This window comes from Rhodoferax sp. (assembly GCF_030653815.1).
Classification (GTDB): domain Bacteria; phylum Pseudomonadota; class Gammaproteobacteria; order Burkholderiales; family Burkholderiaceae_C; genus Rhodoferax.
In genome coordinates this window covers 75,025-89,195 of sequence record NZ_JAURYQ010000044.1, presented here as the reverse complement: position 1 = coordinate 89,195, position 14,171 = coordinate 75,025, and the positions used below count along the sequence as shown (strand labels likewise).

Annotated in this window: 12 protein-coding genes and 1 tRNA gene; 4 read left to right on the top strand and 9 right to left on the bottom strand. The window is 61.8% G+C overall.

From position 1 onward, the window contains the following. Positions 1-223: 223 nt before the first annotated feature. The 8 genes from Q7U49_RS17320 to Q7U49_RS17285 all read right to left on the bottom strand — a co-directional run bounded on the left by Q7U49_RS17320 (position 224) and on the right by Q7U49_RS17285 (position 7,440). Positions 224-311: transfer RNA gene (locus Q7U49_RS17320), tRNA-Ser, on the bottom strand. Between the two features lie 27 nt (positions 312-338). Further along, positions 339-1,646, bottom strand: a complete 1,308-nt coding sequence (locus Q7U49_RS17315) for a tryptophan--tRNA ligase (RefSeq protein ID WP_304766714.1) — start codon at positions 1,644-1,646, stop codon at positions 339-341. Between the two features lie 29 nt (positions 1,647-1,675). Beyond that, positions 1,676-2,344, bottom strand: a complete 669-nt coding sequence (locus Q7U49_RS17310; RefSeq protein ID WP_304766711.1) for a site-2 protease family protein — start codon at positions 2,342-2,344, stop codon at positions 1,676-1,678. A 12-nt stretch (positions 2,345-2,356) separates the two neighbouring features. Then, positions 2,357-2,980 carry an L-threonylcarbamoyladenylate synthase gene (locus Q7U49_RS17305; RefSeq protein WP_304766708.1) on the bottom strand — a complete coding sequence of 208 codons (624 nt, stop codon included), beginning with the start codon at positions 2,978-2,980 and terminating at the stop codon, positions 2,357-2,359. A 4-nt stretch (positions 2,981-2,984) separates the two neighbouring features. Further along, positions 2,985-3,869: a DMT family transporter gene (locus Q7U49_RS17300; RefSeq protein ID WP_304766705.1), complete on the bottom strand. Its 885-nt coding sequence runs from the start codon at positions 3,867-3,869 to the stop codon at positions 2,985-2,987. 4 nt (positions 3,870-3,873) lie between these two features. After that, positions 3,874-4,749 carry a 3',5'-nucleoside bisphosphate phosphatase gene (locus Q7U49_RS17295; RefSeq protein ID WP_304766702.1) on the bottom strand — a complete coding sequence of 292 codons (876 nt, stop codon included), beginning with the start codon at positions 4,747-4,749 and terminating at the stop codon, positions 3,874-3,876. Between the two features lie 13 nt (positions 4,750-4,762). Beyond that, complete coding sequence (gene recJ / locus Q7U49_RS17290; protein WP_304766699.1) at positions 4,763-6,499, bottom strand: single-stranded-DNA-specific exonuclease RecJ; 1,737 nt, start codon at positions 6,497-6,499, stop codon at positions 4,763-4,765. Next, a complete protein-coding gene (locus Q7U49_RS17285) occupies positions 6,496-7,440 on the bottom strand; it encodes a phosphoglycerate mutase (RefSeq protein ID WP_304766696.1) in 945 nt (314 codons plus the stop codon). The genes recJ and Q7U49_RS17285 overlap by 4 nt, the downstream gene beginning before the upstream one ends. 132 nt (positions 7,441-7,572) lie before the next feature. Here Q7U49_RS17285 and Q7U49_RS17280 point away from each other — a divergent pair, with 132 nt between their 5' ends. From Q7U49_RS17280 to Q7U49_RS17265, 4 genes are read left to right on the top strand one after another with little or no spacing between them, the layout of a single operon-like run. Continuing rightward, complete coding sequence (locus tag Q7U49_RS17280; protein WP_304766693.1) at positions 7,573-8,829, top strand: lipoprotein-releasing ABC transporter permease subunit; 1,257 nt, start codon at positions 7,573-7,575, stop codon at positions 8,827-8,829. Next, a complete protein-coding gene (gene lolD, locus Q7U49_RS17275) occupies positions 8,822-9,511 on the top strand; it encodes a lipoprotein-releasing ABC transporter ATP-binding protein LolD (RefSeq protein ID WP_304766691.1) in 690 nt (229 codons plus the stop codon). The genes Q7U49_RS17280 and lolD overlap by 8 nt, the downstream gene beginning before the upstream one ends. Positions 9,512-9,570: 59 nt before the next feature. Continuing rightward, positions 9,571-9,960, top strand: a complete 390-nt coding sequence (locus tag Q7U49_RS17270) for a bacteriohemerythrin (RefSeq protein ID WP_304766688.1) — start codon at positions 9,571-9,573, stop codon at positions 9,958-9,960. 21 nt (positions 9,961-9,981) lie between these two features. Next, complete coding sequence (locus Q7U49_RS17265) at positions 9,982-10,827, top strand: TatD family hydrolase (protein ID WP_304766685.1); 846 nt, start codon at positions 9,982-9,984, stop codon at positions 10,825-10,827. Between the two features lie 54 nt (positions 10,828-10,881). Here the strand turns inward: Q7U49_RS17265 and Q7U49_RS17260 are convergent, their stop codons facing one another. Further along, positions 10,882-14,169, bottom strand: a complete 3,288-nt coding sequence (locus tag Q7U49_RS17260) for an EAL domain-containing protein (protein WP_304766682.1) — start codon at positions 14,167-14,169, stop codon at positions 10,882-10,884. Positions 14,170-14,171: the final 2 nt, after the last annotated feature.

Below are 14,171 nucleotides of genomic sequence, written 5' to 3'. Positions count from 1 at the left end.
CACAGCCATTTGGTACGGGTCAAATTGACCGACATGCTCGAAAAGCCCGTACCGCCGTACCGTGCCTCCAAAAGTCAGGAGGTTCTGAGACAAAACCGGTTTGAGACAGGTTTTTGGCCTGCCCCATGAACGCCGCAGTCAGGAGCCAGACGCAAAAAACCCCACACGGGGCGGGGCTTCAGGCAACTTCCATTTGCATATAGCCAGTTGGAAGTCAATGTACTGGCGGAGAGAGTGGGATTCGAACCCACGGTACCTTGCGGTACGCCTGATTTCGAGTCAGGTACATTCGGCCACTCTGCCATCTCTCCGCGAAGCTGCGGATTGTACAGTGCCGGCTAGCCTGGTTTGGCTTCCTTGGCCATTTGCAGGATCTGCAACGCACCCACAACGTCGGATTCCGTGACATCTTGGCCTTTTACCAGCGTCACCGGGCTGTTATTCAGGGCGGCAAGCCCCTCGGTCTGCAGCGTTGCAATGGTTTGGCCTGCCACTTTGGGCGAGGCAAAAGCCCCGCTTTGCAGCAACAGGCGGCCGTCGGCGCTTTGCAACTTGAAATAAAACTGGCCGTCGCTTTCACGGTATTGCTTGAACACCGGCAGCGCCAGCTTCACCGTCTTGGCGGTCGTGCTGGCATGGGTTTGCAGGGGGCGCAGCCCCACGGCATGACGCAGTTGCCCCATGAACGGCGTCGCAATGGTGCGGGCCTTGGTCGCACCGGCCAGCAGCACCGCCTCAATTTTGGCCGGGTTGTCGATCAGGTCCTGGTAGGCCGCGCGCATGGGCGCAATTTCCTGGTCGATGCGCTCGAACACCAGATGCTTGGCGTCGGCCCATGAGATGCCGGCGGCATAGGCCTGGCGCAGCGCTTCGGTCTCGGCGGTGCTGGCAAAGGCCTGGTAGATCTGGAACAGGGTCGAGCCTTCCACGGCCTTGGCTTCGCCGGGCGCAGTGGAGTCGGTGACGATACTGCCGATGAGTTTTTTGAGTTGCTCGCGCGGGGCAAACAGCGGGATGGTGTTGTCGTAGCTTTTGCTCATCTTGCGGCCGTCGAGGCCGGGCAGGGTAGCGACATGGTCCTCGATGGCGGCCTCGGGCGCGACAAAATGGTCGCCGTAACGGTGGTTGAAACTGTGCGCCATGTCACGCGCCATCTCGATGTGCTGCACCTGGTCGCGCCCCACCGGCACCTGGTGCGCGTTGAACATCAAAATGTCGGCGCCCATCAGCACCGGGTACATGAACAGGCCGACATTGACATCGGCATCGGGGTCATTGCCAGCCGCCGTGTTTTTGTCGACTGCCGCCTTGTAGGCATGGGCGCGATTGAGCACACCCTTGCCCAGCACGCAGCTTAAAAACCAGGTGAGCTCGGGGATTTCCGGGACATCCGACTGGCGGTAAAACACCACGCGGTCCGGATTCAGGCCGCAGGCCAGCCAGCTGGCGGCAATCTCCAAAGTGGAGCGCTGGATGCGTGTCGGGTCGCCGACTTTGATCAGGGCGTGGTAGTCGGCCAGAAAGTAAAAACTCTCGACGCCCGGGCGCAAGCTGTGGCTCACGGACGGGCGGATCGAGCCTACGTAATTGCCCAGGTGGGGTGTGCCCGAGGTCGTGATGCCGGTCAGAAAACGTTCGATGCGCATGGGGAAAATGAAATGAAAAGTCAAAAAACTCAGCTGACCAGCCAGGCCAGCGGGCTCAGCAGCAGGTTGATGAGCTGGTAGGTCAGGCCCATCAGCGGGCGCAACCACAGGTTGCTGACCACACCGGCCAGCACCAGCGCCATCACAATGAAGAAGCCCCAGGGCTCCACGCGTGACACCAGCATGGCCTGGCGGTACGGCAGCAACCCCACCAGAATGCGGCCACCGTCGAGCGGCGGCAACGGAAACAGGTTGAACACCGCCATCACCACATTGACCAGCACGCCGCCTTGCGCCATTTCAATAAGAAAAGGCTCTGCTACATCCATGCCCCTGAACAAGTACAGCAGCGCGCCCCACACCAGCGCCTGAAAAAAGTTGGCGCCCGGCCCGGCCAGCGCGACCCAGATCATGTCGCGCTTGGGGTTGCGTAAATTGCCGAAGCGCACCGGCACCGGTTTGGCATAACCAAACAAAAACGCCCCTGAGGTGGCAAAGTACAACATCAGCGGCATCAGGATGGTGCCCACCGGATCGATGTGCGGCAGCGGATTCAGGGTGACGCGCCCCAGGTTGTAGGCGGTGCTGTCACCGAAATGTTTGGCCGCAAAACCGTGCGCCGCCTCGTGCAGGGTAATAGCCAACAACACCGGAATGGCGTAGAGGCTGATGGTTTGAATCAGTTGGGCGAAGTCCATGGCGAGATTGCGTTAAAGGCCCAGGGCCGCCAGTGCGCCGCGACCTTCACGGATGACCACAGGTTCGCCGCCGGTCAAATCGACCACGGTGGTGGGTTCGCGCGGGCAGGCGCCGGAGTCGATGATGGCGGCGATGCGGCCCTTGTAATGGGCGCGAATTTCGTCAGCGTCGTTCATGGGCTCTGTCTCACCTGGCGCAATCAGGGTGGTGGCCAGCAGCGGGGTGCTGTAAAGCGCCAGCAGTTCCTGCAATACCTTGTGGTCGGGTACGCGCAGGCCGATGGTCTTGCGCGACGGGTGACTCAGGCGGCGCGGCACTTCCTTGGTGGCTTCCAGAATGAAGGTGTAGGCCCCCGGTGTGGCGGCCTTGATGAGCCGGTACTGCTGGTTGTCCACTTTGGCGTAGGCGGACAGCTCGGACAGGTCTCGGCACAGCAGCGTCAGGTGGTGCTTGTCGTCGACGCCGCGAATACGACGCAGCTTGTCAGCCGCCGCCTTGTCGTCGAGGTGGCACACCAGCGCATAACTGGAGTCGGTGGGCACGGCCAGTACCTCGCCCTTGTCAAGCAGGGAAGTGGCCTGTTGCAGCAGGCGCGGCTGCGGGTTGTCGGGGTGGATTTCGAAAATTTGCGGCATGACGCTATTGTCGCAGTCTGATGGCTTCGCGGGCCGACAACATGGCATTGCCGACGCCGCTGGCCGCAATCACGGCAATGCCGGCCCACGCCAGGCCGTCGGGCACATGGCGAAAAACCAGCCAGCCCAGCAGCGTGGCAAACGCAATCTGGGTGTAAAGATAAGGTGACAGAACAACGGCATTGGCGCGGTTGTACGCGCGAATCAGCATCAGGTGGCCAAAGGTGCCCAAAAAACCGACCAGCAAAAACCAATACCAATAGTGCAGCAACGCGGCGCTGTCCCAACTGAGCAGCATGACGGGCGTCATGACCAAGGCACCCACCAGACCGGTGTAAAAGTGCGTGGTGTAGGGGTTTTCGTCGCCACTGAGTCGGCTGGTGAGCACCTGAAACCAGGCATACGAGGTCACCAACAACACCGGGAACAACAGCGCCCAGCCAAACACCTGGCCCCCGGGACGTATCACCAGCAGCACGCCCAGCAAACCCAGGCCCATCAGCGCCCAGCGCCGTGGCGAGACATAGGTTTTGAGGGTCCACGCGGCCATCGCGCTGGCGGCCATGGGCGAGAGCATGGTCATGGCGGTGAATTCACCGACCGGCAAGTACTGCAAACCAAAGAAAGCGCAAGCGCTGGTAATGAGCAGCAATACGCCGCGCAGCGCCTGAAAGCGTGGATTCGGCGTGGCAAAGAGTTGTGTTTTTTGCACGGGAAAACGCAGTACCAAAGTCACCACCGCCTGAAACGCATAACGAAACCACAGCAGCATCAGCAGGGGCACCACCTGGATGGCATGCTTGGCCATCGTGTCAAGCGTGGCAAAGGTGAGGGTCGCCACAATGATCAACAAAATGCCGCCGGCTTGCCGACTTTTCCAGAATGACATGAGTTCAGTGGGTGATTGGCGCGGTGGCACGTTGAATGCGATTGGCTAGCAAAGCCCATACCGGTGTCAGTTGGGCGGGCAGGTCGGGCAGGGCACCGAGCTCGGTGCGGCTTTCCTCGGGGCTGTGAAAGTCGCTGCCGCGCGAGGCTGCCAGGCCAAATTCGAGCGCGGTGGCGGCGTAGTTGGCGCTCTCGGTATGGGAGTGGCTGCCGGTGATCACTTCCACCCCCATCCCGCCGTGGCCCTTGAATTCGGTGAACAGCGCCAGTTCCTCGTTGGCGCTGAACTTGTAGCGCGCCGGGTGCGCAATCACTGCCATGCCACCGGCCTGGGTGATCCAGCGCACGGCATCTTTCAGGTTGGCCCAGCGGTGCTCGACAAAGCCGGGCTTGCCTTCAGTGAGGTATTTGCGAAACACCTCGTAAGTATCCTTGCAGACCCCGGTTTCCACCAGATAGCGGGCGAAATGGGTGCGTGAGATCAGGTTGGGATTGCCTGCGTACTTGAGCGCACCCTCAAAGGCACCCTGGATGCCAACGCGTGCCAGGTCGGTGGCCATCTCCTTGGCCCGTTGCGAGCGTCCGCCCCGGGTTTGCTGCAGCCCCTCGGTCAGCGCGGCGTTATCGACATCAAAGCCCAGGCCGACGATGTGCACCGTCTGGTGCAAAAAACTGACCGAGATTTCCACGCCACTCAGGTAATCGAGGCCACAGGCCGCCGCCGCTGTCGCCGCCCGGGCCTGACCGCCAATTTCATCGTGGTCGGTGAGGGACCACAGTGTCACGCCCTGGGCCTTGGCACGCTGCGCCAGTTCTTCGGGGGTGAGGGTGCCGTCGGAAACAACGGAATGACAATGCAGGTCAGCGTTCAGGGTGTTCATGTTCGCAACGATTCTAGGGCTGGGCGGGCAGTTCTGCTGCCTCCACCAGAAAACGCACCCGACGCTCACCGCGCCAACTGTCCACATCCAGCCTGAACGCCAGCTTGACGCGGTTGGGCAGCGGCTCGGTGTGGCCAAACCAGATGCCGTCGACCGGCTCGCCGCGGTGCTTGAGCTTGAGTGACAGGTGTTTTTCAGCCACCAGGCGCTGCGACACCACTTCGAGTTCTTCGCTGAAGGTGGGCGCGGCAAAGCCCTGGCCCCAGACTTCATGGTGCAGCGTGTCGACCAGGTCGGGGCGGCGGTATTCGGGCTTGAGCGCGCCGTCGGTCTCCAGGCGGCGCGTCAGGGTGGCCGCATCGAGCCACTCCTGGGCGACCTCATTCAGACCCTGCTCGAAGGTGTCCAACTGGTCAACGTTGAGTGTGCAACCCGCTGCCATGGCATGGCCGCCAAAGCGCAGTAGCACGCCGGGGTAGCGTTTGGCCACCAGGTCGAGCGCATCGCGCAGGTGAAAGCCGGGGATCGAGCGGCCCGAACCTTTGAGTTCATGGGCACGGCCAATGGCGCCACTGCTGGCAAAGACAAAACTGGGGCGGTGAAACTTGTCCTTGATGCGTGAGGCAACGATGCCGACCACGCCCTCGTGAAAGTCGGCATCAAAGACGCAAATGGCCGGTGGCGCTTCGGCCGCGTCTTCAAACAGCGATTCGGCCACAAGCAGGGCCTGTTCGCGCATGCTGCCTTCGATATCGCGGCGCTCACGGTTGATGGCATCAAGCATCGTGGCCAGTTCCTGGGCGCGACCGGCATCGTCGGTGAGCAGGCATTCGATGCCCAGCGTCATGTCGGACAAGCGCCCGGCGGCGTTGATGCGCGGCCCCAGGGCAAAACCAAAGTCGAAGGTGGTGGCGCTTTTGGCTTCGCGCGAGGCCGCCACAAACAAGGCCGCCAGCCCGGCCGGCAGGGCCTGGGCGCGCACACGTTTGAGGCCTTGCGCCACCAGCCGGCGGTTGTTGGTGTCGAGCCTGACCACGTCGGCCACGGTGCCCAGGGCCACCAGCGGCAGCAGGGCGTCCAGCTTGGGTTGGTTTTGCGCGGTGAACCGGCCGCGTTGGCGCAGCTCGGCGCGCAGCGCCAGCAGCACGTAGAACATGACACCGACGCCGGCGATGGATTTGCTCTCGAAACTGCAGCCGGGCTGGTTCGGATTCACGATCACATTGGCATCAGGCAATTCAATCTGGCCAGCGCGCAGGGCCGGCAAATGGTGGTCGGTCACCAGCACCTGCAGGCCGAGTGCGCGGGCCCGGGCCACGCCGTCGAAACTGGCAATGCCGTTGTCCACGGTGATCAGCACGTCGGCACCGCTGGCTTTGACGCGCTCGGAAATGGGCGCGGTCAGGCCATAACCATCCTGCACGCGGTCGGGCACGATGTAGTCCACATGCAGGGCACCGAGCAGGCGCAGGCCGCGCACGCCGACGGCGCAGGCGGTGGCGCCGTCGCAGTCGTAATCGGCCACGATGCAAAGTTTTTTGTCATCGCGGATGGCATTGGCCAGCAGTTGGGCGGCCTCTGCCGTGCCTTGCATGCTGGCGGGCGGCAGCAGTCTGGCCAGCGCGTCATCCAGTTCCTGCGGGTCTTGCACGCCGCGCGCGGCGTAAAGTTGTGCCAGTAGCGGATGAATGCCGGCTTGCTCCAATGCCCAGATGCTTCTGGGAGGGGCGTCTCTGACCATGATTTTCATAATTTTTCGAGTGTGCCCTGAACCGGTGGGGCGCTAAAAAGTTGTCTGAATTTTTGTTTCAGGCTGGGCGGCTGAGAGACCCAGCTTTGGGCGTGGCGCTCGCCGCACAGCGTCAGCTGGACGGCGTCGCCCAGGCGCTGGGCGTCCAGCAGTTGCCGGATGTGGGTGACGTCTAGCTGTTGCCAGGCGCTGGCCCAGCCGGCCCAGTTGTCTTGCAGCGCGGCCTGGCGCAGCGTCGGGGCCATGATGGGCTGGGCAGAAGCCGGGGCAGGGTGGCGGTCAGGCAATGTCCCGCTGCCACTGAACCAGATGGCGTTGACAGCCAAGGCGCCGCGTCGCTCGCGGGCATCGTTGAGCGGGTGGGTGTAGAACAACATCTGCATCTCGCTCATCAAGCGGATCAAACCGCTGGCCTGGGAAGCGGTGGGCATCCAGGGCGACAAATTGCGGCCCAGCACCCGGTCGGGCGAGGCGCTGGGCAGGCCATCAAAGACCGCGCCATGCGCCAGCCAGCGCCCGGCCTCAAAGGGGTGGAGCGTGATGCCGTCCTGCGCAAAAAAGGGCTGCATGGCCGCCAGCAAGCCGTCAGACTCGGTGGCGCTCAGCTCGTGCATCGGCAGCTGGCGCATGGTGACTTCGTGCGTCGTGGCCTGCCAATGGCACAAGCTTACAAAAGCCCAGGCGCCTGGCAGGTGCGCCAGTTCGGGGCGTTTTTGGGCCTCCAGCGCGGCCCAGGGCAGTTGGCCGTCGGTGACGGGCAACCCCAGACTGCGTGCCAATGCGCGTTCGTGCGGTGGCGACCAGCTCAGCTCGTCACCTGCGTCAAGTGGCTGCGGGCTCAGGCGGCTGAGCAATTTTTGCAGGTGGGGGAGTTTCAGTGTGGCCAGCGCTGCCTGGCAGCCCTCAGAATGGCTGGCGGCGTGGGGAATCAGCAGGTGCATGGGGGGTGGCGGTCTGGGTCGGAGTGTGCGGGGAGTCCCATGGTGCTGTCCTCTTAAACGATTTGGCGCTGATTATGCGGGAGTCCGCCCCCGACGTCAGCCGGTGTCGGGCTGCAATGCCACAATGCGGGCATGCAACTTCCCTATGAACTGATCCTTGGCTGGCGCTACACGCGGGCCGGTCGTGCCACCCGGCGCAACGGTTTTATCTCGTTCATCTCGGGCGTGTCGATGCTCGGCATTGCGCTCGGTGTGGCGGCCCTGATCATTGTGCTGAGCGTGATGAACGGGTTTCAGAAGGAAGTGCGTGACCGCATGCTGGGTGTGGTCTCGCACATCGAGATTTTCGCCCCCAACGGCGAGGCCTTGCCCGACGCCACGCGCACCCTGACCCAGGTCCGCTCCAACCCGGCCGTGATTGGCGCCGCGCCATTCATCGCCACCCAGGCTTTGCTGGCCCGCGGTGAAGACATGAAGGGCACGCTGGTGCGCGGCATCGACCCCGCGCGCGAGGGTGAAGTGACAGACCTGGCGCTGGAGCTCAAGAACACCGGGCTGAATCGGCTGATACCTGGCGAGTTCGGCGTGGTGTTGGGCGCCGAGCTGGCCCGCAGCCTGGGCGTCCTGCAAGGCGACAAGGTGACGCTGGTGGCACCCAGTGGCCAGGTCACGCCGGCCGGCGTAGTGCCGCGCCTGAAGCAGATGACCGTGGTGGGCACCTTTGACTCGGGCCATTTTGAGTACGACTCGGGTTTGGTGCTGATGCACATTGAGGACGCGGCCCGCATCTTCCGCCTGGAGGGCCCCAGCGGCGTGCGGGTGCGGTTGCGCGACCTGCACCTGGCGCGGGAAGTGGCAGCGCAATTGGCCGCCACATTGACGGACAAGCTGCTGATTCGCGACTGGACGCGGCAAAACCGCACCTGGTTTGCTGCCGTGCAGCTGGAAAAACGCATGATGTTCATCATCCTCACCTTGATCGTGGCCGTGGCGGCCTTCAACTTGGTGAGCACGCTGGTAATGACGGTGACCGACAAGCGCGCCGACATCGCGATATTGCGCACCCTGGGTGCCAGTCCGGCCAGCATCATGGGCATTTTTGTGGTGCAAGGCGCCATGGTGGGGGTGATCGGTACGCTGGCCGGGCTGGCCATGGGCCTGGGCGTGGCGTTCAACATCGACGTGATCGTGCCGGCGCTGGAGCAGCTCTTTCGGGCCAGCTTTTTGCCCAAAGACATTTATCTGATCAGCCGCATGCCGAGCGACCCGCAACAGGCCGACATCTTGCCGATTGCGGTCATTTCCCTGGTGCTGGCTTTTGTGGCCACGCTGTATCCGAGCTGGCGCGCCAGCCGTGTCAACCCGGCGGAGGCGCTGCGCTATGAGTGAACTTGTCTTGAGCGCCCAGGCTTTGACCAAGCGTTTCACCGAGGGCCGGCTGGACGTGACGGTGCTGCAGGGTGTCGACCTGGACGTGCGCGCGGGTGAGACGCTGGCCATTGTGGGCGCCTCCGGTTCGGGCAAAAGCACGCTGTTGCATTTGATGGGTGGCCTCGATGCGCCCACCAGCGGCTCGGTGCTGCTGCATGGCCAGGATCTGGCGCACTTGGGCGAAGCCGAACAAGGTCGCCTGCGCAACCAGTACCTCGGCTTTGTCTACCAGTTTCACCACTTGCTGCCCGAGTTCAGTGCGCTTGACAATGTGGCCATGCCGCTGTGGATTCGGCGCATGGCGCATGCCGATGCTGCGCAGATTGCCAGCAACATGTTGACCAGCGTGGGTCTGGCGGATCGTCTGCACCATCGCCCGGCGGAACTCTCGGGCGGTGAGCGTCAGCGTGTGGCCATTGCCCGCGCCCTGGTGACACAACCGGCCTGCGTGCTGGCCGACGAGCCCACCGGCAACCTGGACCGCAGCACCGCACACGGCGTGTTCAACCTGATGTTGGAACTGGCACGCACGCAGGGAACTGCCTTCATTGTGGTCACCCACGACGAGGCGCTGGCGGCTCGCTGTGCCCGCCAGCTCAGGTTGGTACAGGGCAAACTGACCGAGTCAGCTTCCGCTTAGGTCAACAGCTTTTTTCTTTATCATTTGCATGATGCAATGTTGATTTTTGAGGTGTCACGATGACGGTGGAATGGCAAACTGGTTACAAAATTGGCGACGCGGAAGCGGATGCCATGCAGGAGAAACTGTTCGCGCTGACCAACGCGTTTCTCGCCTCCGATGACCTGACGGTCTTGCGTTCCACCATCGTGTCGCTGTGCAAGCAGGCGCGCGCCCAGTTCGAACTGGAAGAAGCGCTGATGCGTCGCACCAACTACCCCGGCCTCGAAGAACACATGGCACAGCACCACACGCTGCTGGACCGCCTGATCGGACGCAGCATGGATGTGGGCAAGGGCTACATGAACAAGCCGGCCATCGCTGCGCTGATGCGGGACTGGTGCGAGCGGCATGTGCCCGAAGAGGACGCCAAACTTGGCCTGTTTTTGGCAGCCAGCCAGTCTGCCTGATCCCTCGCGGGATTGGGGTGCATGATGTTCATTGACACCCACTGCCATCTGGATGCCCCAGAATTCGGTACCGCAGGTCTGGCCATCCGGGCCGAAGCTGCGCGCCATCAGGTCGGCATGTGCGTGCTGCCAGCGGTCGAAGTCGCCAACTTTGAGGCAGTGCGGGCGCTGGCCCATGCCGGTGGCGACAGTTACGCGCTGGGCATTCACCCGCTGTACGTGAAAGCGGCACACGACGACGATCTGGACCGGCTCGATGCCGCGCTGCAGTCTTACCGTGACGACCCCCGTCTGGTGGCGGTGGGTGAAATCGGGCTCGACCTGTTTGTGCCCGAACTCTGCCTGGAGCCCCTGAGCGCGCGCCAGCAGCACTTTTATCTGACACAACTCAAGCTGGCGCGCAAATACGGTTTGCCCGTTCTGTTGCATGTGCGCCGCTCGGTCGATCAGGTGCTCAAAGGGCTGCGTGACATGGCACGCGCCGACTGGCATGGCATTGCCCATGCCTTCAACGGCAGCGAACAGCAAGCGCAAAGTTTCATCGATCTGGGCTTCAAGCTGGGTTTTGGTGGTGCGGTGACCTACGAGCGCGCACTGCAGTTGCGCCGCCTGGCTACCAATCTGCCCTTGGCGTCCATCGTGCTGGAAACCGACGCTCCCGACATGCCGCCGCACTGGCTCTACAAAACCGCCCCGCAGCGTAACGCGGGGGACGTGCAGGGCCTCAACTCGCCGGCTGAACTGCCGCGCATTGCCGCTGTGCTGGCCGAACTGCGAGGACTCAGCTTGGCCGAGTTGGCCGAGGCCACCACGCGCAATGCGCTGGCGGCGCTGCCCAGGCTGGGGGCGCTGGTACAACTGGAATGAAAAATCGGCCCCCTGAGTGAGTTTTCCAGCTTGCGATCGAAATGACCATTCAGGTCATTTCGATCGCGGGATATGGGATGCCATGAACCCCTCGAACTGCCCGGCTGGTAGAGGGCGGCTGTAGTAATAACCCTGCACCTCATCACAGCCCTGTTCCCGCAGGAATGCCAATTGTCCTTCTGTCTCCACGCCTTCCGCGATAGTTTTCAGACCGAGACTCTTTGCCATACTGATGATGGCACCGACGATGGCTTTGTCTTCCGGATCGGTACTGATGTCGCGCACGAATGACTGATCTATTTTGAGCTTGTACACCTTGAATTTCTTCAGGTAGCTCAGGGATGAATATCCGGTGCCGAAATCGTCGATAGCCATGCGTATGCCGCGATCATGCAGGTTGTTTATCATGATGACGGCACTTTGCGGATCGTGCATCGCGGCACCTTCGGTCAGTTCCAGTTCCAGATATGCCGGCGGCAATCCCTCTTCATCAAGTATGCGGCTGACTATGTCGGGCAGGTCGGGTTGCCGGAACTGGATGGCTGACAGGTTCACGGCCATGATCAATGGCGAGATTCCTTTTTCCATCCAGGTTTTCGCTTGCCGCACCGCTTGCCGCAATACCCATTCGCCGACCTGCAGAATCATCCCGCTGTCTTCCGCCATCGGGATGAATTCGGCAGGTGAGATCGTGCCCAACTCCGGATGATGCCAGCGCAGCAAAGCCTCCGCACCGATGACGGAACCAGCGTGCATGGACAGCTGAGGTTGATAAACCACCTGCAATTGCGTGCCGTCCAGCGCATGGTGCAGGGCGTTCGCCAATTGCAGCTTGCGTGCGGAACGTACCTGCATCTCTGCTGTAAAGAATCGATAACTGTTGTGGTCATCCTGCTTGGCGCGATACATGGCGGTATCGACATTTCTGGTGAGGGTCTCCATGTCGGCGCCGTCTTCCGGATAGAGTGCGATGCCGATCGATGCCGTGACGGCCAGTTCATACTGCTCGATCTGGTAGGGGGCGGCGATGGCATCCAGTAATTTTTTTGCGACATGCATGGCGCCCGAGGCATCAACGCCGGGGGACATGACGGTGAATTCGTCGCCGCCCAAGCGTGACACCGTATCTTCTTCGCGCAGCGACGAACGCAGGCGTTTTGCCAACTGGATCAACAGGGCATCGCCGATCCTGCGGCCCAGGGTATCGTTGATGTCCTTGAAATGGTCAAGACTGACGGACATCAGAGCGAGATGTTCGTTCCTGCGTTTTGCCAGTTCGAGGGCATATTTGATGCGGTTTTCCAGTTGTATCCGGTTCGGCAGCCCTGTCAGAACATCGAAATTCACGAGATACTGGATGCGTTCTTCGGCCAGTTTGCGCTCGGTAATGTCCTGCAGGGTGCCGATGCCGAAGAGCGCGCGACCCTGCGCATCCCGTTCGATCTCGGAGCGCTCTCTGATCCAGCGCACCCCCCCTCCACGCACGACGATGCGATGTTCGATGTCATACGGGGCGCCGGCAACGGCCTTGTTCCAGGCATCGAGCACCCTGTCCTTGTCATCGGGATGCAGGGTGGAGACGAAGGTGTCCATATCCACCGCCTGTTGCCGCGGAAAACCGAAGATGCGATAGGCCTCGTCCGACCACTCAAGGCGCTTGCTCGCGATATCCAGATACCAGCTGCCGACCTTGGCCACCGCCTGCGCGCGGTTGAGGTTGGCTTCGCTGCGTTGCAGGGCGGCTTCGGCCTGTTTGCGCTCGGTGATGTCCTCATAGATGCCGAGTAGACCGGTCACTTCGTTCCTGCCATTGCGCAGCGGCACCTTGGAGGTGCGCAGCCAGATGCTTCTGCCATCCGGCGTGGTCTGCGGCTCATCGTAGGAAAGCTTGGGGATGCCCTGCGCCATGATCATCTGGTCATCCGTGCGATACAGGTCGGCCTGCATCTTCCAGCCCAATTGATCATCGGTCTTGCCCGCGATGTCGTCCGCATCGGCCAAGCCCGCGTCTCTCGCGAAGGCCGGGTTGCATCCCAGATAACGCGAGTCCCGGTCTTTCCAGAAGATGCGCATGGGTGCCGTATCGATGACGGTCCTGAGCAGATGGCTGGACTCGGCAAGCTGGGTCTTGAGGTGAATGCGCTCGGTGACGTCGCGCGACAGAACGATGAAGTGCGGGGAGTGTTTGGGACCACCAGGTTTTCGCGCCACGGACAGTTCGAACCAGGTATCGCCTTGCGGGAGCTGGAGTTTGAATTGTGCGCCTGTGGAACAGCCTTTTTCGTTCGCTTCCTGCAAGGCGGACATCACGGTTCGCGCGGCACTGGCAGGCAGAATGTCGTGTACCGTCCGGCCAAGGAGTTCATCGGCCGGAGCGGCCAGCAACTCGGTGTGTGGCGAATGGTAGTCATGGTATCGTCCCTCGATATCCAGTTCGAACAGCAAATCGGGAATGGCGTCGAGGGTGGCTTGCTGTTGGTTTTGTAATGCACTCAGTTGCCGGTACGGGTTCTTGACCGTCGTGACGAAGATTGCATGGTAGATGAACAGGTAGGAAACCACCTTGTAGATGTGTCCCGTCAGGTTGTGGATATCGGTGACATCGGCGTAGAGCGTAAAGAAAAACTCACTCATGGCCATCGTGCAAGCCGCACCGAACAGCGCGACCACATTGATCGAGCGGGGTTCGCGCATGCGGCGCCAGAGCACCGAGGCCGTCGCCAGATTGAGGGCGATGATGACGTATTCGCTGTTGATCTTGAATGCAGTAAGCCCCTGTCCGGCGATGAAAGTGTGCGGAAACAAGTCCTGATGGAACAGGACCAGCCAATGTACGGCGACGGTAGTGGCGGTCACCGCTGCAAGCAGGACATAGCGGGTTGCGGCAGAGGTGAACGGTCGCCACGGCATGATCGCGATCACCAGCATCACCACCGCAGCCAGCGTGCGCGCGAGCAGCCAGAAGTTGATTGACTTTTCGACATCGCTCGGTGTCACGTAATCCGGCATGCCCTTGAAGGAAAGCACATGCGAAAAATCGAGGATGGCCACGCCGAGAAACACGCAACTGAGCAGCACGATGTTGCCGGCCAATTTGCCGCTGTAAGCGTTCCAGCCCACCGCGAAAACCAGCGCGGCGATCACGATGGAGAGCGTTTCGAGCAGGGAGTGCAGCGGCAGATAGCCCGCGATACTGCGCGCCCCGGGCGGGGCTGGCAGTGCCCATGCAAGAGCCACCCCAAGCGCCAGCAATCCGACAATGAAGCCGGTGCGGCGCATCGACGGACGGTGGCTGGGATGCAGCCAGAAACCCCCTTCTTTTCCAGATAGATGAAGATTCATGT

Bases quoted from the DNA above. Each gene is read 5' to 3' on its own strand.
- Q7U49_RS17295 (WP_304766702.1), bottom strand. From the start codon at position 4,749: ATGAACACCCTGAACGCTGACCTGCATTGTCATTCCGTTGTTTCCGAC.
- Q7U49_RS17310 (WP_304766711.1), bottom strand. From the start codon at position 2,344: ATGGACTTCGCCCAACTGATTCAAACCATCAGCCTCTACGCCATTCCG.
- Q7U49_RS17315 (WP_304766714.1), bottom strand. From the start codon at position 1,646: ATGCGCATCGAACGTTTTCTGACCGGCATCACGACCTCGGGCACACCC.
- Q7U49_RS17305 (WP_304766708.1), bottom strand. From the start codon at position 2,980: ATGCCGCAAATTTTCGAAATCCACCCCGACAACCCGCAGCCGCGCCTG.
- Q7U49_RS17300 (WP_304766705.1), bottom strand. From the start codon at position 3,869: ATGTCATTCTGGAAAAGTCGGCAAGCCGGCGGCATTTTGTTGATCATT.
- Q7U49_RS17265 (WP_304766685.1), top strand. From the start codon at position 9,982: ATGATGTTCATTGACACCCACTGCCATCTGGATGCCCCAGAATTCGGT.
- Q7U49_RS17270 (WP_304766688.1), top strand. From the start codon at position 9,571: ATGACGGTGGAATGGCAAACTGGTTACAAAATTGGCGACGCGGAAGCG.
- lolD (WP_304766691.1), top strand. From the start codon at position 8,822: ATGAGTGAACTTGTCTTGAGCGCCCAGGCTTTGACCAAGCGTTTCACC.
- Q7U49_RS17280 (WP_304766693.1), top strand. From the start codon at position 7,573: ATGCAACTTCCCTATGAACTGATCCTTGGCTGGCGCTACACGCGGGCC.
- recJ (WP_304766699.1), bottom strand. From the start codon at position 6,499: ATGAAAATCATGGTCAGAGACGCCCCTCCCAGAAGCATCTGGGCATTG.
- Q7U49_RS17285 (WP_304766696.1), bottom strand. From the start codon at position 7,440: ATGCACCTGCTGATTCCCCACGCCGCCAGCCATTCTGAGGGCTGCCAG.
- Q7U49_RS17260 (WP_304766682.1), bottom strand. From the start codon at position 14,169: ATGAATCTTCATCTATCTGGAAAAGAAGGGGGTTTCTGGCTGCATCCC.